Annotated in this window: 21 protein-coding genes; 13 read left to right on the top strand and 8 right to left on the bottom strand. The window is 67.1% G+C overall.

The window, feature by feature from the left end:
• Positions 1-268 precede the first annotated feature (268 nt).
• The 3 genes from EPL00_RS10985 (at position 269) to EPL00_RS10975 (ending at position 2550) form a co-directional block, all read left to right on the top strand.
• A complete protein-coding gene (locus tag EPL00_RS10985; protein ID WP_135852665.1) occupies positions 269-1444 on the top strand; it encodes a M24 family metallopeptidase in 1176 nt (391 codons plus the stop codon).
• 96 nt (positions 1445-1540) lie between these two features.
• Complete coding sequence (locus EPL00_RS10980) at positions 1541-1957, top strand: hypothetical protein (protein WP_135852666.1); 417 nt, start codon at positions 1541-1543, stop codon at positions 1955-1957.
• A complete protein-coding gene (locus tag EPL00_RS10975; RefSeq protein ID WP_135852667.1) occupies positions 1954-2550 on the top strand; it encodes a DUF7504 family protein in 597 nt (198 codons plus the stop codon). Before EPL00_RS10980 ends, EPL00_RS10975 begins: the two co-directional genes overlap by 4 nt.
• On the opposite strand, the gene EPL00_RS10970 is transcribed toward EPL00_RS10975, so the two are convergent.
• The 4 genes from EPL00_RS10970 to EPL00_RS10955 all read right to left on the bottom strand — a co-directional run bounded on the left by EPL00_RS10970 (position 2547) and on the right by EPL00_RS10955 (position 6535).
• Entirely contained in the window at positions 2547-3959 is a 1413-nt protein-coding gene (locus EPL00_RS10970) for a small ribosomal subunit Rsm22 family protein (RefSeq protein ID WP_135852668.1), read from the bottom strand. The two genes, EPL00_RS10975 and EPL00_RS10970, sit on opposite strands and share 4 nt — an antisense overlap.
• Positions 3956-4804, bottom strand: coding sequence for an NAD(P)-binding domain-containing protein (locus EPL00_RS10965; protein ID WP_135852669.1), 849 nt, complete (start codon positions 4802-4804; stop codon positions 3956-3958). The genes EPL00_RS10970 and EPL00_RS10965 overlap by 4 nt, the downstream gene beginning before the upstream one ends.
• A gap of 50 nt (positions 4805-4854) precedes the next feature.
• Complete coding sequence (locus EPL00_RS10960) at positions 4855-5484, bottom strand: GNAT family N-acetyltransferase (RefSeq protein ID WP_135852670.1); 630 nt, start codon at positions 5482-5484, stop codon at positions 4855-4857.
• Positions 5485-5740: 256 nt separating this feature from the next.
• Positions 5741-6535 carry an aldo/keto reductase gene (locus EPL00_RS10955; protein WP_202932624.1) on the bottom strand — a complete coding sequence of 265 codons (795 nt, stop codon included), beginning with the start codon at positions 6533-6535 and terminating at the stop codon, positions 5741-5743.
• A gap of 913 nt (positions 6536-7448) precedes the next feature.
• Here EPL00_RS10955 and EPL00_RS10950 point away from each other — a divergent pair.
• The 4 genes from EPL00_RS10950 (at position 7449) to surE (ending at position 12015) form a co-directional block, all read left to right on the top strand.
• Complete coding sequence (locus EPL00_RS10950) at positions 7449-8765, top strand: carboxylate--amine ligase (protein ID WP_135852671.1); 1317 nt, start codon at positions 7449-7451, stop codon at positions 8763-8765.
• A 135-nt stretch (positions 8766-8900) separates the two neighbouring features.
• Positions 8901-10262 (top strand): LLM class flavin-dependent oxidoreductase, encoded by a 1362-nt coding sequence (locus EPL00_RS10945; RefSeq protein ID WP_135852672.1) that lies wholly within the window; start codon positions 8901-8903, stop codon positions 10260-10262.
• A gap of 124 nt (positions 10263-10386) precedes the next feature.
• Positions 10387-11094, top strand: coding sequence for a hypothetical protein (locus EPL00_RS10940; RefSeq protein WP_135853223.1), 708 nt, complete (start codon positions 10387-10389; stop codon positions 11092-11094).
• A 108-nt stretch (positions 11095-11202) separates the two neighbouring features.
• Positions 11203-12015 carry a 5'/3'-nucleotidase SurE gene (gene surE / locus EPL00_RS10935; RefSeq protein WP_135852673.1) on the top strand — a complete coding sequence of 271 codons (813 nt, stop codon included), beginning with the start codon at positions 11203-11205 and terminating at the stop codon, positions 12013-12015.
• A 266-nt stretch (positions 12016-12281) separates the two neighbouring features.
• On the opposite strand, the gene EPL00_RS10930 is transcribed toward surE, so the two are convergent.
• Positions 12282-12452 carry an AN1-type zinc finger domain-containing protein gene (locus EPL00_RS10930; protein WP_135852674.1) on the bottom strand — a complete coding sequence of 57 codons (171 nt, stop codon included), beginning with the start codon at positions 12450-12452 and terminating at the stop codon, positions 12282-12284.
• Positions 12453-12622: 170 nt separating this feature from the next.
• On the opposite strand from EPL00_RS10930, the gene EPL00_RS10925 reads away from it, so the two are divergent.
• The 3 genes from EPL00_RS10925 to EPL00_RS10915 all read left to right on the top strand — a co-directional run bounded on the left by EPL00_RS10925 (position 12623) and on the right by EPL00_RS10915 (position 14302).
• Positions 12623-13042, top strand: coding sequence for a ribbon-helix-helix domain-containing protein (locus tag EPL00_RS10925; protein ID WP_135852675.1), 420 nt, complete (start codon positions 12623-12625; stop codon positions 13040-13042).
• Between the two features lie 101 nt (positions 13043-13143).
• On the top strand, positions 13144-13824 hold the full coding sequence (locus tag EPL00_RS10920; protein WP_135852676.1) for a carbonic anhydrase: 681 nt from the start codon (positions 13144-13146) through the stop codon (positions 13822-13824).
• 73 nt (positions 13825-13897) lie between these two features.
• Positions 13898-14302, top strand: a complete 405-nt coding sequence (locus EPL00_RS10915; protein ID WP_135852677.1) for a hypothetical protein — start codon at positions 13898-13900, stop codon at positions 14300-14302.
• An 8-nt stretch (positions 14303-14310) separates the two neighbouring features.
• Here EPL00_RS10915 and EPL00_RS10910 read toward each other — a convergent pair whose 3' ends face one another.
• Positions 14311-14616, bottom strand: a complete 306-nt coding sequence (locus EPL00_RS10910) for a chorismate mutase (protein WP_135852678.1) — start codon at positions 14614-14616, stop codon at positions 14311-14313.
• Positions 14574-15437 carry a shikimate kinase gene (locus tag EPL00_RS10905; protein ID WP_135852679.1) on the bottom strand — a complete coding sequence of 288 codons (864 nt, stop codon included), beginning with the start codon at positions 15435-15437 and terminating at the stop codon, positions 14574-14576. Before EPL00_RS10905 ends, EPL00_RS10910 begins: the two co-directional genes overlap by 43 nt.
• Positions 15438-15593: 156 nt before the next feature.
• Here EPL00_RS10905 and EPL00_RS10900 point away from each other — a divergent pair, with 156 nt between their 5' ends.
• The 3 genes from EPL00_RS10900 (at position 15594) to EPL00_RS10890 (ending at position 17158) form a co-directional block, all read left to right on the top strand.
• Positions 15594-16397 carry a hypothetical protein gene (locus EPL00_RS10900; protein WP_135852680.1) on the top strand — a complete coding sequence of 268 codons (804 nt, stop codon included), beginning with the start codon at positions 15594-15596 and terminating at the stop codon, positions 16395-16397.
• A gap of 71 nt (positions 16398-16468) precedes the next feature.
• Positions 16469-16897: a DUF5796 family protein gene (locus EPL00_RS10895; RefSeq protein ID WP_135852681.1), complete on the top strand. Its 429-nt coding sequence runs from the start codon at positions 16469-16471 to the stop codon at positions 16895-16897.
• Between the two features lie 15 nt (positions 16898-16912).
• Positions 16913-17158: a DUF7508 domain-containing protein gene (locus EPL00_RS10890; protein WP_135852682.1), complete on the top strand. Its 246-nt coding sequence runs from the start codon at positions 16913-16915 to the stop codon at positions 17156-17158.
• Positions 17159-17543: 385 nt separating this feature from the next.
• On the opposite strand, the gene EPL00_RS24035 is transcribed toward EPL00_RS10890, so the two are convergent.
• The gene (locus EPL00_RS24035; RefSeq protein WP_255457510.1) at positions 17544-17678 is read right to left on the bottom strand and encodes a DUF7128 family protein; all 135 of its coding nucleotides are present in this window, start codon (positions 17676-17678) and stop codon (positions 17544-17546) included.
• Between the last annotated feature and the right edge of the window lie 106 nt (positions 17679-17784).

The following is a 17784-nucleotide window of genomic DNA, read 5'->3' as shown; positions in this document are numbered from 1 at the left end:
CAGTGAGGTCTCAGAAAGCCCCCGCCCGCTCGCGGTCGCTCGGCGGGATATTTCGGGCGCGCAGAATTGCGCGCCCGAAATACTGACCACGCCGAGACGACCACGGCGAACGCGAGCGGGCGGCCCCTTTCAGCCCACCCAAACTGTGGTCTGTGACACTCAGCCCATCCTCGTGGTCTGCGTCACGGAGCGCACGTCGGACAATCTGGCCCGGTTCCCGCGTTCCGGAACCCGTATCGTTTTCTCCTCGGCGAGGCTTGCTGTCGGTATGAACCCCGACCTGTCGCCGTTGGCGGACGCGCTGGACGCGACCGAGGTAGACGGCTACCTGCTGGACGCCAGTTCCGAGGAGTCCGACCAGTTGTACCTCTCGGGCTTCGACGCGCCCGACCCCTTCGTCACGCTCTACACCCCCGACGGGACGCACCTGCTGGTCTCCGGACTCGAATACGGTCGCGCGACCGACGAGAGTCGCGCGGACTCGGTGGCCCGTCTCTCGGAGTACGGCTATCAGGAGAAGGTCGCCGAGTACGGCCGCACCGAGGGCAAGCACCGCGTTGTGGCGGCGTTCTTGGACGACCGCGGCGTCGAGTCGGTCGCCGCGCCCGAGCGGTTCCCGCTGGGCACCGCCGACGACCTGCGCGAGCAGGGCGTCTCGGTCGAGGTGCTGGACGAGGACGCGCTGGCCGAGATTCGCGCGGTCAAGACCGACGACGAGGTAGATCACGTTCACGCCGCACAGCAGGCCAACGAGGAGGCCATGCGCGCGGCCGAAGACCTCATCGAAGCCGCCGCGGTCGAGGACGGCGTGCTGTACCACGACGGCGAGGAGTTGACCAGCGAGCGCGTCAAAGAGGAGATAGAGGTGACGCTCCTCCGGCAGGGCTGTGCGCTGGACGAGACCATCGTCGCCTGCGGCGCGGACGCCGCGGGGCCGCACAACCGCGGGAGCGGACCGCTCCGGGCGAACGAGACCATCGTCATCGACATCTTCCCGCGGGACAAGGAGACGAAGTACCACGGCGACATGACCCGGACGTTCGTCAAGGGCGAGGCCAGCGACGAAGTTCGCCGACGCTACGACGACACCTACGACGCCTTCGAGGCCGCACTCGACGCGGTGGAACCCGGCGCGACGGGCAAGGAGGTCCACGACGCGGTGTGCGACTGCTACGAGGAGCGCGGCTACGACACCCTCCGGAGCGACTCCTCGGCCGAGACGGGCTTCATCCACAGCACGGGCCACGGCATCGGACTGGACGTTCACGAGGAGCCGTCGGTCAGCCCGAGCGGCGAGGAACTGAAGCCGGGCCACGTCATCACCATCGAGCCGGGCCTCTACGACCCGGACGTGGGTGGCATCCGCATCGAGGACCTCGTGGTCGTGACCGAAGACGGCTACGAGAACCTGACCGACTACCCGATTCACTTGGAACTGGAGTGAGTCGCCTCGAAAGCCCCGGACGTTACCGCTGTCGTGACATTAGAACGACAACTTTCCGACGCTAGTTTTATGTCCGGGCGTTTTCCAAGTCGTTCCATGAACGCAGTGAGTAACGAGCCCCATCTGACAGATTTCGACACTTCGTCGGCGCTCTCGGCCGTCGAGGAGGTCGCTGGCGACGGCCTCCGGGCGTTCGTCGAGTACGACGACGAGACGTACAATCTCCTCTACATCGCGGAGCGGGTGGTCCAAGAGTTCGGCGACGAGGCGACGCTCGAGGAGTTCGCCGACAGGCTCCACTACAACTACAAACTCGACTTCAACGAGCGGGAGATGTACGCCGACCTCTACGGACCGCTCGGGGAACTGGCCGCGTTCGCGGTCTACTTGGACGACGAGACGCTCGTCAGGTACGTGGGCGAACGGGAGGGCATCTACGTCTCGGTCGAACCCGACGTGAGCGCGAACGGCGTCGTGGACGCGCTGACCGAGACGGCGGAGGCCGACCGATGACCGACGGAGTGATCGAGAAGCTTTCCGGGGCGCGCAACGTCCTCATGCTCGCGCCGTCCTTGAGTTCGAAGACCGACGACATCCACGACCACCTCATCGCCAAGCGGTCGCTCGACGAGGAGAACCTCCTCGTGTTGACGTTTCAGGACCCGGAGCGTTGGCTGGCCCGATTGGACCGCCACTACGACGGCCTCCCGAACAAAGTTACCATCGTCGCGATGGACGAGACGACGCGAACTCCGGCGGGGTACGGCGACGACGTTTCGGTGACGACGGTCAAGCCCGCGGACCTCACCAGCGTCGGGATGGCGGTCACCGACTGCATCACCGACTGGGCCGACAGCGACGCCGAGACCGTCGTCTGCTTCGATTCGGTGACCGACTTCCTCCAGTACGCCGACCGCTCGACGATGTACCGGTTCCTCCGGGTCGTGACGCGGCGCTTCGACGCGGTGGACGGGTTCGCGCACTTCCACATGGACCCATACGCCCACGACCGGGAGACCATCGCGACGCTGAAGTCGCCGTTCGACGCCGTGGTGGACGCCAGCGGCGAGGGCGACGAGTCCGTCACCGTCTCGACGCGCTATTAGACCGGAATCCGGTCCACGACGGTGTCCTCGTCCACGACGAGATTGTAGGCCTCCTCGTCGTCGTTCCAGAGTACCAGCACGTTCTCGAACGACAGTAGGTCCCCGTACTCCGCACCCGCGAGGTCGGCGTTCATCGCCGTCTCGCGGGTCAGGACCGCGAAGTGGTCGGTCTCCTCGCTCCCGTCGCTGACCTTGAACAAGGGATTCCGGTCGCCCTCCGACAGCGAGTGGCTGAGTTTGAGCGCCACGAGGTCGATGCGCCCGGTGACGTGGCGGTCCATGTCGGCCATCTTGGCGACGTGTTCGGTGTCGAGGTCGAACTCGACTTTCCGGGTCCCGTCGGTGCGCAGAATCGAGTAGGAGAACTGCACGTCCACGTTGACGAACTCGCCGGACGCGCCTGCCGCCTCGTCCAACTTGCGCTGGAACGCGGGCACCTCCACGTCGGGTTTCACGTCGAACGACCACCCGCGGTCGGTCGGGCGCTCGCCGGGCCAGAGCCGGAGCGTCGGGTAGAAGACGGTGGCCGCCCGCGCGTCGTCCACGACCGCGCGCTCGACGCTCCGGAGGCCGATGCTGGTCTCGCGGTCGGCGGGTTCGAGCGCGACGAGCGACCCGTCCTCGGCCACGAAATCGAGGTACCGGGTCACGACCGCGGCGGGGTCGTCCAACTCGTTGAGGACGTTGGCGAACAGCACGAGGTCGTACGGTTCGTCGGAGTCAGGTTCGAACTCCTCGGCGCGCTCCCGATGCACCTCGGCGTGGAAGTTCCGGTCGGCGTCCGCGAGCATGTGTTCGAAGATGTCGGCGGACGCGCTCGGTTCCACCGCGTCGTACTCCACGAGGGCGTCGTCGGGCAGGTAGTCGGCCAGACCGAGCGCCGGGCCGCCGACGCCCGCGCCCACGTCGAGAATCCGGAGTCGCCGGTCGAGGAGACCCTCCTCGGCGAGTTCGTGGACGACGTACTGGACCGCGGCGTAGTTGTCCGGCAGGTGGTAAATCGCGTAACCGAGCGCGGCCTCCTCGTCGTACTCGACGGGGTTGTTCCGGAAGTAGTCGGACTTGAGCCGCTGGATGGTGTTCCGGAGTCGGTTGCCCGACTCGCCCTCGTGCCAGTCGGGACCGAACCGCTCGACCAGCAGGTCTTCCAGTTCCATCCCGTACTCCGGCGGAAACGCCTCGACGCCGCGGAGCGAGGGCGTTATCGGCCCCTCGGCGACCGGCTCGAAGGTCCGGTCCTCGCGCTCGACCAGCCCGAGCGACGGGGCCTCCTCGCGGAGAATCTGGCGGACGACGCCGGGATGTGGCTGACTGTCGATGTACTCGGAAATCTCGTCGGCGTCGATGGGTCGGACTTCCCGGAGATACTTGGCGTTCTCCCGGACCCGCTGTCGTAGTTCGTCGTTCATGAATCGTCTGCCTCCGTCGGGGTCGCTTCGCTCGCGGTCGCGTCCTCGTCAGTCACGGCCTCGTCGGCCGCGTCCTGCATCGTCTCGGTCGCCTCGCGGTACAACTGCGCGAACGTCTCGTCGTCCCCGTCGTCCGCGTCGTCGGCCGCGGCGTCGGCGAGGAGGGCCGCCGCCTCGGCGACCCGGTCCGCGCCGTCGAAGGTCGTCTGAATCTCGGCGTAGACCGCCGGGTCGTTGCCCGTGACCTGCTCGGCGACCGCGGCTAGCTCCTCGAAAATCGGGGTCGTCAGCCCCTCGGGGACCTCCTCGGCCGTCAGCGCGAACGAGAGTACCGCGGCGTGGGTCCCGGCTTGGACGGTCTCCATCGCCGAGTCGTGTTCGTCGGGGGTCGTCTCGACCAGTCGGTTGCCCGCCGAGTCGAGCGCGTCCAGAAGTCGGTCGGTGACGGGACCCGACTCGTCGGTCACGACCGCAACGTTGCCCGGCGCGTTCGACGCCGCGAACAGCGGGTGGAGGCTCGCGCGCTCGCGGTCGGGCGCGGCCTCGGCCATCGCGGCCACGGGGTCGGCCATCCGACCGGTCACGTCCACCAGCGCCCGGTCGGCGTTGGGAGCGTGGCGTTCGATGGTCTCCTCGGCGACCGACATCGGGACCGCGACGCAGACCGCGTCGAATCGCTCGTCGGTCGAGAGCGCGACGGCGCGACCGCCGACCGCCTCGGCGGCCTGCCGGGCGACCTCGGGGTCGGTGTCGGCGAACGCGACGCTCGCCGGGTCGAGTTCCGCGGCGACGACGCCGCCGACCCACCGGCCCATCTCGCCCGCGCCGACGACCAGTAGCTTCATCGAGAGGAGGTAGCCGGTCGGGTCTCAAAAGGGGTTCGCTACGGAGCGCGTCACCGGAGCGAGCGCGCCATCTCCAGTTCGCCGAGTCCGCTGTCGGTCGGCTCGAACCCGGCCCCGCGGTAGAGGCTGACCGCCGGGCGGTTCGTGCGCTCGACCGAGAGCCAGACGCGCTCGACGCCCGCCGACCGCCCCTCGCCGAGGAGTGCCCGAACGAGCGCGGTCCCGATTCCTGCCCCGCGGTAGTCGGGGTGGACGAACAGCGCGAGTTCGTGGCCCGGCCCGCCGTCGAGCAGGATACCGTGGCCGACCGCGCGCTCGTCGTGGCAGGCGACGACCTCGATGCCCTCGCGGAGCCTGTCGAGCCACTCGCCGCGGCGTCGGGGGTTCGCGGGCGGGATGCCCTGCGCGCGGTCGCCCGACTCGAAGGCGTCGTACATCGCCGCTAGCTCCTCGTGGTGGTCCGAGGAGGGAGAATCGCTCGGGGACTCGTTGTCGGACGCCGCGGACGCCTCGCTGGCGAGCAGTCGGAGTACGCGCTCCTCGCCGTCGGTGAACGTCCGGGGCGGCGCGGGGAACTCGTCGCCGCCTACCTCGTCCCCGGTGGCGTCGCTCCCGGCGTCAGTGGCGTTCGCTTCGGCGTTGGCCGCGTCCAGTTCGGCGTCGGTGGCGTCCGCGCTCATCGTCCTCCGGCGCGGCCGCGCAGACCGAGCGGGTCCGAGAGCGGACCGTCGGTCGGTCCGATGCGAAGCGAGTTGTACGGGGCTATCGACGTGGGTCGTCGTCCCATTGCGACCCGACCGAGGACGTTCCGGGAGTTAAAGATAATGGTCTTTCATGATAAAAGTCGTAATATGCCCTTAGTTCACACACCCGTCGCAGAGCGCGTTCGTCCCTCCCCGTCGCCGAGGAGGGCGGTCGTTCTGCCCCATCGCCGACTCACTCGTTCCACGGCGCTTCGTCGGGGTCCACGATGCGGCGGCGCTCGTCGATGGCGTCGATTTTCTCCACGTCCTCGTCGTCCAACTCGACGCCGAGACTGAGCCAGTTCTCCCGGAGGTGGTCCTCGCCGGTCGCCTTCGGGATGGCCGTGACCTCCTTCTCGCGGAGCCACGCGAGGCTGACCTGCTGGGGCGTCGCGTCGTGCTTCTCGGCGACCTCCTGTAGCGCGTCCACGTCCGACACGTCGCCGCGGGCGATGGGTGAGTAGGCGACCAGTTCCACGTCCACGTCGTCTTGGGCACAGAACTGCTGGAGTTCGGTCTGGGGGAGCAGGGGGTGCATCTCGACCTGATTGGCGAAGATGGGTTCCTCCGATACTTCGATGGCCTCCTCCAGCAGGTCCACGGTGAAGTTGCTCACGCCGATTTCGTCTATCATTCCCTCCTCGCGGAGTTCCGCGAAGGCATCCAGCGTGTCCTCGGCCTCGTACTCGCCGAGCGGCCAGTGGACGTACAGCAGGTCCACCGACTCGACGCCGAGTCGGTCCAAGCTCTCCTCGGCGCTGGTCAGCACGTGGTCGAAGTCGAGATTGTCCGGGCTGACCTTCGTCGCCAAAAAGAGGTCCTCGCGGTCCACGTCGGCCTCCGCGATGGCGTCGCCGACGGCCTCCTCGTTCTCGTACCCCTCGGCGGTATCGACGTGCCGGTAGCCCATCTCGACCGCTCGCCGGACCGCATCGACGCACTCGTCGTACTCCTCCATCTGGTACGTGCCGAGACCGAGCATCGGCATCCCGTGAGCGGTCGGCGGCGAGAGCGCGGCGACCTCCTCGTCGGTCTCGGTTTCGGCTTGCTCGGTCTCGTCCGCTTCGGCTTCCGTCCCTTCGACGGCCTCCACGTCCTCGGACTCGACCTGACTCTCTGCGTCCATCTCCTCGCGGTCGGCCTCCCCGCGCTCGGGCGCTTCGGACTCTCCCTCGGCCTCCGCCTCGCTCTCGCCAGGGGTCGCGCGTTCCCGGACCTCGCTGGCGGCCTCGCTCAACTCGTCGCCCTCGATGGCCTCGGCCCCGTCGCCCCGCTGTCGGCCGAGGAGAAAGCCCATGGCGAAGGCGAACGCGAAGGGCAGGCCCTTCCGGAGAACGCCGCCGTCGCTCGGTTCTTCGCGTGGCTCCTCGGTCTGGAGTCGCTGTCGAAGCATGGTCTCAGTTCGGCGGTCCCACACTTGCCGGTTGTGGCTGGTCTCCGTGAGAAACAGGTTCTTTGCTCGGGAACCGGTGGTCTCGGTACTTCGAAGACTGTTGTTGACATCGAAAAGCTAGTTTCAGGCTTGAGCAGAGGAGTCTACCGCACCGCGTCCGCACGGCACCTCGTCCTCCCCATCCGATTGCGCTTCTCACTGCGTTGCGATGTCTGCGAACGACGTTCGCAGATGGGCGAGACGCGTCGTGTCTCGCAAGCCTCATCCCTCGCGCGGAAGGGCGCGGCCACTCGCGGGCCGCACCGTCGGGCAAACCGCGTCCGACGAGCCGTGCGCTCACGTCCGTTCGCGCAGACGCCCGCACGCGCCGAGAGGTCAGTATCTCGAAGTCCACGTGAGTCGAACGCCGAGGAGTTCCCGGAAACCCCCGACACCCCGAGTCGTCGCAGTCTCCGGACGGCTTTGCCGACTCGGACGACTTTTAGCGCGCGAGACGACAACCACGGGTATGGCAACCTTCCGCTCCTTCGAGGGACTCCGCGACGCGCTCGCGGACGCCGAGTTCGACCGACCGCCAGCAATCGTCTGTAACGCCCACGTCACCGGCCTGAGCGTAGCTCGCGCGCTTCAAGCCCGCGACGTGCCGGTAATCGCTATCGACCGCAACGAGAAGGGGGTCGCGCCCTACTCCGACGCGGTCGATTTCGCGGGACAGGTCACCTACCCGCTGGACGACGAGGAGGGCTTCCGTGAGGACGTGGAAGCCCTCGCCGCCGCGGTGGACCACGAACCGGTCGCCTTCGGGTGCATGGACGAGTGGGTCCACGCCTTCTCCCGAACCGAACCCGAGGGCGTCCGGCTCCCGTTCGCCGAGCGCGCGACCATCGACCGCGTGCTGGACAAAGAATCGCTGTACACCGTCGCCGAGAAGCTGGACGTTCCGTACCCCGAGACCTACCGCATCGCCGAGACCGACCCCGCCGAAACCGGCGGCGAGCAGGGGCCTGCCGGGCGCGAGGCCGGACCGGGCGACGCGGGCCGCGAGAGCGTCCCCGCCGCCGAGGCCGCCGAGCGACTGGGCTTCCCGCTCGTAATCAAGCCCGCGCTCAAGCGGAAGTTCTCCGAAGCCGTCGGCACGAACGTCATCGAAGTCGCCGACGAGGGCGAACTGGAAGACGTGGTGGCCAACGCCGCCGCGGAGGGCATCCGCGTGATGGCCCAAGAGAAGGTCCCGGCAGTACAGGGCGAGGACTGCTCGCTCGCCTCCTACGTGCCCGAGTCCGGCGAGGCGGTCTCGTTCGTCGGGAACGCCCGCGTCCGATACCCGCTGGGCTACGGCACCTCCTGCGTCGTCCGGCGCGCCACGGGCGAAGCCGCCCACGAGGTCGAAGAGAACGCGCTCGCGGTCTTGGACGAGACCGACTACTATGGCATCAGCGAGGCCGAGTTCCTCTACGACGGCGACCGCGAGGAGTACGTCCTCATCGACGTGAACACTCGCCCGTGGAAGTGGATTTCCCTGCCGGTGCAGGCCGGAGCGAACCTCCCGCTGGCGGCCTACAGCGACGCCGTGGGCGAGAGCTACGAGGCCGACGAGGTCCGCGACGCGAGTTGGGTCTACCTCGCCGACTACCTGCAACTGCTCTCGTCGGACGAGACTTTCGCGGACGTGCTGGCCCGCGACGACTGGCTCTCGCTGTTGTCCGGCGACTTCGAGTCGAGCGCCGACCTGACGACCGGCGTCTATCGGCCATCGGACCCCGCTCCGGCGTACCAACTCCTCTCGACAGAGTTCGGGACGAGCGAGTACTACTGTTCCTGCTAGCCGACCGCTCTCGTCGGTCGCGGCCGAGTCGGACGCCTCCGAGGTGGAAGCGTTCGAGTCGGGAGCGTCCGAGGTCGGCCGCACGTCTCGCCGGTTTCCCGGTCTTTTCCCGCGGGCGACCCCACCGACTCGACAATGAGTAGCGACTACATCCACCTCAACCTCTTCACGATGAACTCGGTCGAACACGTCACGACCGGCAACTGGCGGACGCCGGGCGACCAGTCCCACCGCTACACCGACGTGGAGTACTGGCTCGACGTGGCCCGGACCGCCGAGCGCGGCGGCTTCGACGCCGTGTTCTTCGCGGACGTGCGGGGCATCTACGACGTGTTCGGCGGCGACAGCGACACCGCCATCGAGAACGCGGTCCAGACGCCCGCCAACGACCCGCAAGCCCTCGTCCCGGCGATGGCGACCGTGACCGACAACCTCGGATTCGCCGTGACGCGCTCGACGACCTACGTCCACCCCTACCAGTTGGCCCGCGAACTCTCGACGCTCGACCACGTGACCGACGGCCGAGTGGCGTTCAACATCGTGACCTCCTATCTGGAGAGCGCGGCCCGCAACCTCGGGCTGGACGAGCGCATGGACCGCCAGACCAGATACGACCGCGCCGACGAGTTCATGGACGTGTGTCATCGGCTCTGGGAGGAGAGCTGGAGCGACGACGCAGTAGTCCGCGACAGGGAGTCCGGCGTCTACACTGATCCCGAGGAGGTCTCGGGCATCGACTTCGAGGGCGAGTACTTCGAGGTCCCCGACGCCCACAGTTGCGAACCCTCGCCACAGCGCACGCCCGTCTTGTATCAGGCTGGCTCCTCGGACCGCGGGCGGGACTTCGCCGCGGACAACGCGGAAGCCGTCTTCGTCAGCCAACCGACCGAGGAGGGCGTCCGGGACTACGTGGCGGACCTCCGCGAGCGCGCCGAAGCGCGCGGCCGGGACCCCGACGAACTGCGCTTCTTCCCCGGCGTCGTTCCCGTCGTCGGCGAGACCGAGGCGGTCGCCCGCGAGAAGTACGAGACCTACGCCGAGAACGTCGATTACGAGGCGACGCTGGCACTACTTGCCGGTTTCACTGACATCGACTTCTCCGAGTTGGACCCCGACCAGAAGGTCGAACACATCGAGACCGACGCGATTCAGGGCGCGGTCAACGCCTTCACGCAGAACGACCCCGACCGCGACTGGACGGTGGGCGAAGTCGCCGAGTTCGCTGGATTGGGGTCCACGTCGCCCGTCATCGTCGGGAGTCCCGAGCAGGTCGCCGACGAACTCCAGTACTGGTACGAGGAGGTCGGCGTGGACGGGTTCAACGTCAAGGAGGTCGTCCGGCCGGGCACCCTCCGGGACTTCGTGGACATGGTGGTGCCGGAACTGCGCGAGCGCGGACTGGTGCGCGACGAGTACGAGGGCGAGACCCTGCGCGAGAACCTGTTCGAGGAGGAAGGGCGGACGCGATTGGCCGACGACCATCCGGCGTGGGACTGAGGTCGGTCGCGCCCACTTCTCCCAAAACGGTGCTTCAGATGTAAATAACAATAATTTTTAACATCCGCCCGTGCGCGGCCTCTGGTAGAGTATGGCAACCGCATCGCGCAGTTTCGTCGGCGGTATGGCCGACCGGGCGAACCCGGCGTTCGCGGCGGGCGTCGTCGCGGTCCCGCTGGTCGCGCTGGCCTACGGGGTGACAGCCGGGCCGCTCCGCCACCTGATGTACGTCCACGTCATGGCCGGGGTCCTGTGGACCGGTATCGACCTGTTTCTCGGACTGGTCCTCGGGCCGGTCATCGGCGGCCTCTCTACCGAGGAGAAGGCGTCGGTGTTCCGGCGGCTTACCCCGAAGACGACGTTCTTGATGCCGTCGCTGGCGCTCGTCACCGTCTTCGGCGGGGTGACGTTAGCCGAGCGACTCGGCAAGTTCCCGCACGCGGAGCCGTGGATCGCGCTGATGAGTACCGCGATTTCGTTGCCGGTGATACTGCTGGTCGCGCGCCAGTTCGGCGCGCTGACCGACCGTCGCACGCTCACGGTCTTCGGCGTCGCGGGGGTCGGACACGCGGCGTGGCTGTTCCGGACGCTCCCCGAGTTTGCCATGACTGACCACGAAATTGCCGCGGCGCTCGGCATCGTGACCGCGCTGTCGATTCTCGGCTTCGGGGTGTTGCTCCCCGGCGAGGTTCGGATGTATCGGGAGATGACGACCGCGAACCCCGACGAGGAGCTAATCGGCGCTATCGGGATGCGCAACGCGAAGTTGGCGGGCGTGCAGGGCGCGCTCCAGTTGGCGATTATCTTCGTGATGGTCTACGTCCGGTTCTGAGTTCTCGCGGCGTCTCTTTTCCGATTCGGTCGGCGAGCGATTCGAGGTCCCGCGAGCGCGGCACCGAGAGCGGTAGGACTTTTGACCGGCCCCCGCAACCACGGACACATGAGCGAATCCCTCGAAATCCTGCTGACGAACGACGACGGGATAGACAGCCCCGGCATCCGCGCGCTCTACGACGCCCTCTCGGAGGTCGGCAACGTCACGACGGTCGCGCCCGCCGACGACCAGAGCGCGGTCGGCCGGGCGATGACCTACGAGGTCCCCGTCGAGGAACACGAACTCGGCTACGCCGTCGAGGGCACGCCCTCCGACTGCGTGGTCGCGGGACTCGCGGAACTCGGTCCCTACCCCGACATCGTGGTCTCGGGCATCAACGAGGGCGCGAACATCGGCGCGTACGTCCTCGGCCGCTCGGGCACCGTCAGCGCCGCGGTCGAGGCGGCGTTCTTCGGCGTCCCCGCAATCGCGGCGTCGCTCCACATCCCCCAAAGCGAGTGGCCCCGCGACACGACCGTCGAGGAGTACGCCGAAGTCGCGGAGTCGGTCCGCTACCTCGTGGAGCGCGCGCCCGAGGCGGGCGTCTTCGAGGAGGCCGAGTATCTGAACGTCAACGGCCCCTTGCCGAACGACGCGAGCGCGGTCGAAGACGGTGGCCGCGAGGCGACGACCGGGAACCGCACGCCGATGGAAGTCACGCGGCCCTCCCACGTCTACGACATGGACGCGACCGAGGAGGACGGCGTGGTGACGCTCCACGACCGGACGTGGGAGCAGATGGACGGCGACGCGCTCTCGGACCCCGAGGGCACCGACCGCCGGGCGGTCTTTGAGGGGAAAATAAGCGTCTCGCCGCTGACCGCGCCCCACACGACCGAGCATCACGAGGCGCTGGACGGACTCGCCGAGCGGTTCTGAGCGCGGCCGTCGGAATGAGAGAGTGAGTCGAAAGCAATATTTTCGTTCTTCTACGGTGGTTCGAGAGTGCTATTGAGCGGGTCGGTGGTGTCGGAACTGTCGCCGCTCGTCGGGACCTCCTCCTCGGAGCCTCGGAGTCGAAATCGCGATTCCGAACCGACTGTCTCCGGTTTCAGCGACTTCCGGTCCCGGAATTTCCGATTTCGGTTCCCCTCCAATTCCGGGATTCTCCGATTCCGGCGGTTTCCAACTCCGGCAACTGCCGACTACGACCCGTCGAAGCCGCTGTCGAAGCGGTTGCCGGTCTTGTTCAGGTGCTTGATACCCGGACAGTCGTGATTCTCCGGGAGTTGGTGGTGCGGACAGAACGTGCCTTCGCAGTACGAACAGCCACGCGTGCCGACCAGTTTCTCGCCGCACTCCTTGCAGGTGGCCATGAGTGATGTAGACAATGCACAACCAAGGAAGTATGGGTCAGGTTTTTCGGGCCTTCCCGAAACCAGATGCGCCGGGAAAAGCCCCAGCGGGCCAGCGAACGGCATCTCTCGGCCACCCGAGTCAGCTGTTGCCAAGGTTTATTTAACAGCCTTGAGAATAGTGTAGACACATGGTCAAGAGTACCGTCCGATTTCCCGAACCCGTCGTCGAGGAAATCGAAGCACTCGTCGAGGAGGGCGTCGTCGAGAGCAAATCGGAGTTCCACCGCTTCTGCTCGGAGTACGTCCTCGCGCAACTCGACCCGGACTTCGAACCGGAGACGCTGGATTTCGAGGAGTTGGAGGACGCGCTCATCCGCGACGCCGGTCCCTCGGAGGGCGAGGGGCTCTCCTTCCTCGAATCGGTTCTCTTCGTCCGCAAACACGCGCTCCGCGGGAACGTCCAAGACGCCGAGGACTTCATCGACCACCACTACGACCCCGCGGACCGCGACGCGGTACTCTTGGAGGAACTACTCTCGTTCTACCACGACTCGTCGCCCGACTCGGCCGCGACTCCTCGGCGGTCGGTCCACCCCGAACAGCGATAACGGGGGCGCGACGGGGCCGAATCGGAGCGCGACGCGACACGTTCGCTCGCCAGTGAGTCCGAACCCGAGGAGTAATTTTCCCCGAGTCCGTCGGTCCGAGCATGCAGGAGACGGTCATCGAACTCCTCGAAGGCAACGCCGACCACGCCGAGCAGTTCCAATCGCGCTTCGGCGACGTACAGGACTCCCAACACCCGGATGCGGTCACGGTCTGTTGTTCGGACTCGCGGGTCTTGCAGGACGCGATGTGGAACAACGACGAACCGGGCCACGTCTTCACCTGTAGCAACATCGGCAACCGCGTCGTCCAGCGGACCGACGCGGGCGAAGTCGTCTCGGGCGACGTTCTCTACCCCATCGCACACACCGGCACGGACACCGCCGTCGTCGTCGGCCACACCGGTTGTGGCGCGGTCACGGCGACCTACGACGCGCTGACCGACGGCCTCTCGGACTCGCCGGGCATCGAACACTGTATCGACCTGCTGGCCCCGCGCCTCGAATCGGGCGTCGAGGAGCTTCCCGACGGTCTGGACCGAGACGAAGCCATCAACCGACTCGTGGAGTACAACGTCGATAGGCAGGTCGAACTCCTCCGCGAGAGCGACGACGTTCCCGACGACACCACCGTCGTCGGCGTCGTCTACGACTTCCAAGACGTGTACGGCGACCGCCGGGGCGAGGTCCACGTCGTCAACGTCGGCGGCGAGCGAGACGCCGAGACGCTGCGCGACGCCCATCCCGAAATCGACTCCCGTATCGCGCGGCTCTGGGAGTACTGAGCGGCCGCGACCGAAGCGAGTAGCGGAACCGAGAAGTGTAATCTTTTCGTTGCCGGACCGGTAGTAACCGAACGTGAGAACAGCCGAAACGCGACCGGACTCGTGGCTCTGGGCAACAGTCGATGTATTCCTCGCTTTCGTCGGGTTCGTCGTCGTTTTCTATCCGCTCGTGACGTTCGGCAACGAGATTCTCGGCTTCCCGGTCACGCAATCGACGGTGAACCTCGTCGTCGCCGTGCTTGCGCTCGGGGGCGCGTACCCCGTCGTCGCGGGCGACTGGTCGCTCGGACGACTCGGCGAGTTCACGTTCGTCCTCGTCGCGTCGGCGATGGTGACAGCGGTCGCGGCGATGATATTCATGGTGGCGTCGGGAACCCAACTCGCCAGTGATACCCTACTTTTTCGAGTGGCCGTGTGGGGACTCGCGTACCTCTTGGCCTACGTCGTCTACAGGACCAATGTGTCGGTTCTCACGTGAACTCGTCGTCAGCGCGTCTCGCGCTGTTCGACCTTGTTCAGCTCTATCAACAGCCTGAAAATCGCTTTCACGAGGTTGGCGTCCACGTCGAACTGCTCGGCGTTGTCGCCCGCGCGGTCCATGACGCGCTGTTCTTGGTCCTCGTCGGTCGTGGGCATCTCCCGTTCGGCCTTGACCTGCGCGACCGTCTCGGCCACGTAGGTCCGGCGGGCGATGAGTTCCACTATCTCTCGGTCGATACTCTCTATCTCCTCGCGGAGTTCCGCGAGGTTCATCTCGTCCGGGCGCCGTCGTTCTGTGTCGTCGTGAGCCATGTCGTACCCTCTCGTTCGCTCCAGTGGTCGCGTACCTGTTCGACCGCCGTCTCCTCGCCGACCGCGACGAAACTCGGGCCGGTGCCCGACAGCGAGACGCCCGCCACGTCCGGCAGGGCCTCGACCATCGGGTCCGCGGAGAAGCCCAACGCCGCTGAGAAGGCGAAGCCGTTGACCGTCATCGCCTCGCCGTACCGCCCGTCCAGCGCGAGGTCCGCGACGAGTTCGGCGACGGGGGCGATTCGCTGGCATCGCTCCACGTCGGCGTCCGCGCTGTAGGCCTGCTCGGGCGGCGTCCAGACCGCCACGTCCCACTCGACGGGTTCGCGGGCCAGCAGTTCGTCGGTCCGGTTGTCGGTGACGGTCGCCCCGCCGAGCATGCTTGCGCTCGCGTCGTCGAACGCGCCGGTCACGGTCACGCCCGCGTCGCGGGCCGCCTCCACCCCGAGGAGACAGGCCTCCTCGTGAGCCACCTCGTCGGCGACCCCGAGCGCGTCGAGCGCGGCCAGCACGGTGGCGTTGGCGGCCGCGCTGGAACTCTTGAGTCCGGCCGCCATCGGGACCTCGCTCTCGGTGCGGACGTGGCCTCCGGAAATATCTGCTCCGTCGTCGGCGTACTCGGCGACGACCAACTCGACGCACCGCTCTATCAGCGTCGTGTCGGCGTCGGGGGCGTCCGCGATGTCCGCGTCGAACGACCCCGAGGAGTCCAACTCGACGGTGGCGGTCGTCTCGGCGTCGATGGCGAACGCCGACCCCTTCCCGCAGGCGAGGGCGTTGAGTATCGTGCCCGCCGCGGGTGCGGATGCTCGGCCGTCCATGCTCGGGACTCTCTCGCGGGGCGTAAAGACGCTGGTGGTTCGTGCAATCGGGGACCGTAGTCGATGCAGTCGGGACCGTGGTTCGTACGGTCGAAGCGGGAGCGTCCGAACTATAGTCCCGGAGCTTCGACGCTCGGAAACGGGAAGTGGAAATCGGTGACAGACCAGCGTTCGGAGCGAGCGACCGAGACGGCAGAACACGCGGAAGCCGAGGAGTTCACGACCGACGCGACGACCGCGCTCGCGGTGAGCGTCGTCGTCGCGCTCGTCACGGCCGGATACGTCCTGTCGATTCGAGGCGTGGCGGAGGCGCGATTCGTAGAACGGACCGTCCCGTTTCTCGCCGACAACGTCGGTCGGTCGCTGGCGTGGGTTGGCGCGTTCGCGGTAGTGAACCTCGTCGGGAGGCGGTTCGCCACGCCCGTCTCGGTGCGCTACCCCGGCCACGAATCGGCCGCCGCGAGCCTCGGTCGGCTCGCCGTCGTCGCCGCCGTCACCGCGGCGGTCCTCGGGGCGACGCTGGAGCTGACCGTCGGGTCACTCGACGACGCCGTCTATCGCTGGTTCGGCGGCGGTGGGGTCGCTCTCGCCGCCGCGGTGACGTACTACGTGTTGGTCCGAGCGCCCGACCTACAGCAGTGGGTCTCGTGGGCGAAATTTCTCGGAACCCTCCTCGTTCTCGGCGGGGCCTCCCTCGTCGTCTCGTGGTGGGAGACGACGAACCAAACGTGGGACATCTACGTCGCGGTCGTTCGGTGGGTCTACACGCCGGTCGTCTTCTGTTCCTTCGCGGTCTACTACCTCGTGGCGTTCGCGGATACCAGCCAGCGAAGCGACGACGAGGGCATCGGCGTACTCTCGTTGGCGGCACTGGTCGCGCTGGTCGAGTGCTATCGCGGCCCGACCGACTTCTGGAAGTTGCTGGAACGCGAGGACGACGAGACGGAGACGACGGTCTGACCCGCGCGCTCCTCGGCGCACTCGGCCGCCGAAACACGCACTTTTTCCCCCGCCCCGACGAAAATCCGGGCATGAGCGCACGCAACGACGTGGCCCCCGATACCCTCGGCGTCGAGTTGGCCGAGGACGGCATCGTCGTGGAGTACACCGACGGCCGGGAGGCCTACTACCGCGGCGTCCCGGAGAAGGAGTCGGGCACGCTCCGGACCAGCCCCGGCAAACTCGTCCAGATTCTCGTGACCGACCCGACCGAGACCGAGGGCGTGCTGACGTACGTCAACGACCGCAACACCCACGACGACATCCTCGAATCGACCGGCGTGGGCCGGGTGATGCTCGAACCCGACGAGGAGGAAGAGCTGTTCCCCGGCGTCACGGTGCGCGTGGACGGCTACGCCATCGAGGTCGAGGCCGACCCGGAGGTCGCTCGCGGCCGCGTGTTCGTCTTCGAGGAGGACGAACTCGGCGAACGCTCCTTCGAGTTGGTCAACGAGGACTGAGAGGCGAGAAGACAGATGCCGCTCCCGAAACGCTGGCAGACGCTGAATCGCCCGACGGTCGGCTCCGCGCCCGAGCAGTACGGCGTCTACGAACTCGGCGAGGAGGGCGAGGTCGTCGAAGTCGGCTGGGGCGTCCTCCGGGACGAACTCAAGGACGCGCTGGCCTACGGCTCGGGCGACGAAGTGCGCTGGGAGACTTGCCAGACGAAAGCCGAGGCGAAGGAACTGGCCGCCGAACACCGCGAGCGCGCCGGGTTGTAGGTCGGGAGTTCGGGGACTTCGGCACTCCTCGGACGCGCTCGACTAGATTTCCGACCCGGCGCGTGCGGGCGCGTCGCCCACGGCGACGCGCCCAGCGCGCGAGGGACGGCGGCCGCATCCGCGGCCGCCGAGGTTGGGGAGGCGTGAGGCTGGTGCGGTGCTGCGCGGTGACGGTTGCGGTGCTACGCGGTCAACTCCGTGTTGTCGGCGATAGCTAGCTTCTTTTTTACCTTCCACGTTCGATTTCCGCCGACCACACCGACCACCGAAACTCCACGACCACCGAAACTCCACGACCACCGAAACTCCACGACCACCGAAACACCGCGACCACTGAAACACCGCGTCCCGACTCACGAACACCCCGAGAGGAGCCGACCCCCGACTACTGGATGTACGAGGGGTCCTCGTGGTCGCAGTTCGCCTCGTGTTGCTTGGCGTCCTCCTCGTCGTCGAACATCATCCCACAGCCCTCACACTTGTACCACGTCATCTCGTCGCGCTCGGTTGTGACGACCATGTTCGTGGGTACGCCGGTCGAAAGTAAATCGTTTGCCCCGACGAGACCGACTGCTCGCCGGACCTCCTCGCGGTAGGGGAACCCTCAATACGGAAGAGCGACGAGA

This window comes from Halorussus salinus, assembly GCF_004765815.2.
GTDB classification, from domain to species: domain Archaea; phylum Halobacteriota; class Halobacteria; order Halobacteriales; family Haladaptataceae; genus Halorussus; species Halorussus salinus.
The sequence above is the reverse complement of the archived record's forward strand: the minus strand, read 5'-3'. Positions and strand labels throughout refer to the sequence as shown.

Excerpts from the sequence above, each read along its gene's own strand:
- EPL00_RS24035 (WP_255457510.1), bottom strand. The coding sequence starts at position 17,678 with ATGGTCGTCACAACCGAGCGCGACGAGATGACGTGGTACAAGTGTGAG.
- EPL00_RS10890 (WP_135852682.1), top strand. The coding sequence starts at position 16,913 with ATGCCGCTCCCGAAACGCTGGCAGACGCTGAATCGCCCGACGGTCGGC.
- EPL00_RS10945 (WP_135852672.1), top strand. The coding sequence starts at position 8,901 with ATGAGTAGCGACTACATCCACCTCAACCTCTTCACGATGAACTCGGTC.
- EPL00_RS10930 (WP_135852674.1), bottom strand. The coding sequence starts at position 12,452 with ATGGCCACCTGCAAGGAGTGCGGCGAGAAACTGGTCGGCACGCGTGGC.
- EPL00_RS10985 (WP_135852665.1), top strand. The coding sequence starts at position 269 with ATGAACCCCGACCTGTCGCCGTTGGCGGACGCGCTGGACGCGACCGAG.
- EPL00_RS10920 (WP_135852676.1), top strand. The coding sequence starts at position 13,144 with ATGCAGGAGACGGTCATCGAACTCCTCGAAGGCAACGCCGACCACGCC.
- EPL00_RS10965 (WP_135852669.1), bottom strand. The coding sequence starts at position 4,804 with ATGAAGCTACTGGTCGTCGGCGCGGGCGAGATGGGCCGGTGGGTCGGC.
- EPL00_RS10905 (WP_135852679.1), bottom strand. The coding sequence starts at position 15,437 with ATGGACGGCCGAGCATCCGCACCCGCGGCGGGCACGATACTCAACGCC.
- EPL00_RS10970 (WP_135852668.1), bottom strand. The coding sequence starts at position 3,959 with ATGAACGACGAACTACGACAGCGGGTCCGGGAGAACGCCAAGTATCTC.
- EPL00_RS10955 (WP_202932624.1), bottom strand. The coding sequence starts at position 6,535 with ATGCCGATGCTCGGTCTCGGCACGTACCAGATGGAGGAGTACGACGAG.
- EPL00_RS10925 (WP_135852675.1), top strand. The coding sequence starts at position 12,623 with ATGGTCAAGAGTACCGTCCGATTTCCCGAACCCGTCGTCGAGGAAATC.
- EPL00_RS10895 (WP_135852681.1), top strand. The coding sequence starts at position 16,469 with ATGAGCGCACGCAACGACGTGGCCCCCGATACCCTCGGCGTCGAGTTG.
- EPL00_RS10975 (WP_135852667.1), top strand. The coding sequence starts at position 1,954 with ATGACCGACGGAGTGATCGAGAAGCTTTCCGGGGCGCGCAACGTCCTC.
- surE (WP_135852673.1), top strand. The coding sequence starts at position 11,203 with ATGAGCGAATCCCTCGAAATCCTGCTGACGAACGACGACGGGATAGAC.
- EPL00_RS10980 (WP_135852666.1), top strand. The coding sequence starts at position 1,541 with ATGAACGCAGTGAGTAACGAGCCCCATCTGACAGATTTCGACACTTCG.
- EPL00_RS10950 (WP_135852671.1), top strand. The coding sequence starts at position 7,449 with ATGGCAACCTTCCGCTCCTTCGAGGGACTCCGCGACGCGCTCGCGGAC.
- EPL00_RS10910 (WP_135852678.1), bottom strand. The coding sequence starts at position 14,616 with ATGGCTCACGACGACACAGAACGACGGCGCCCGGACGAGATGAACCTC.
- EPL00_RS10940 (WP_135853223.1), top strand. The coding sequence starts at position 10,387 with ATGGCCGACCGGGCGAACCCGGCGTTCGCGGCGGGCGTCGTCGCGGTC.
- EPL00_RS10960 (WP_135852670.1), bottom strand. The coding sequence starts at position 5,484 with ATGAGCGCGGACGCCACCGACGCCGAACTGGACGCGGCCAACGCCGAA.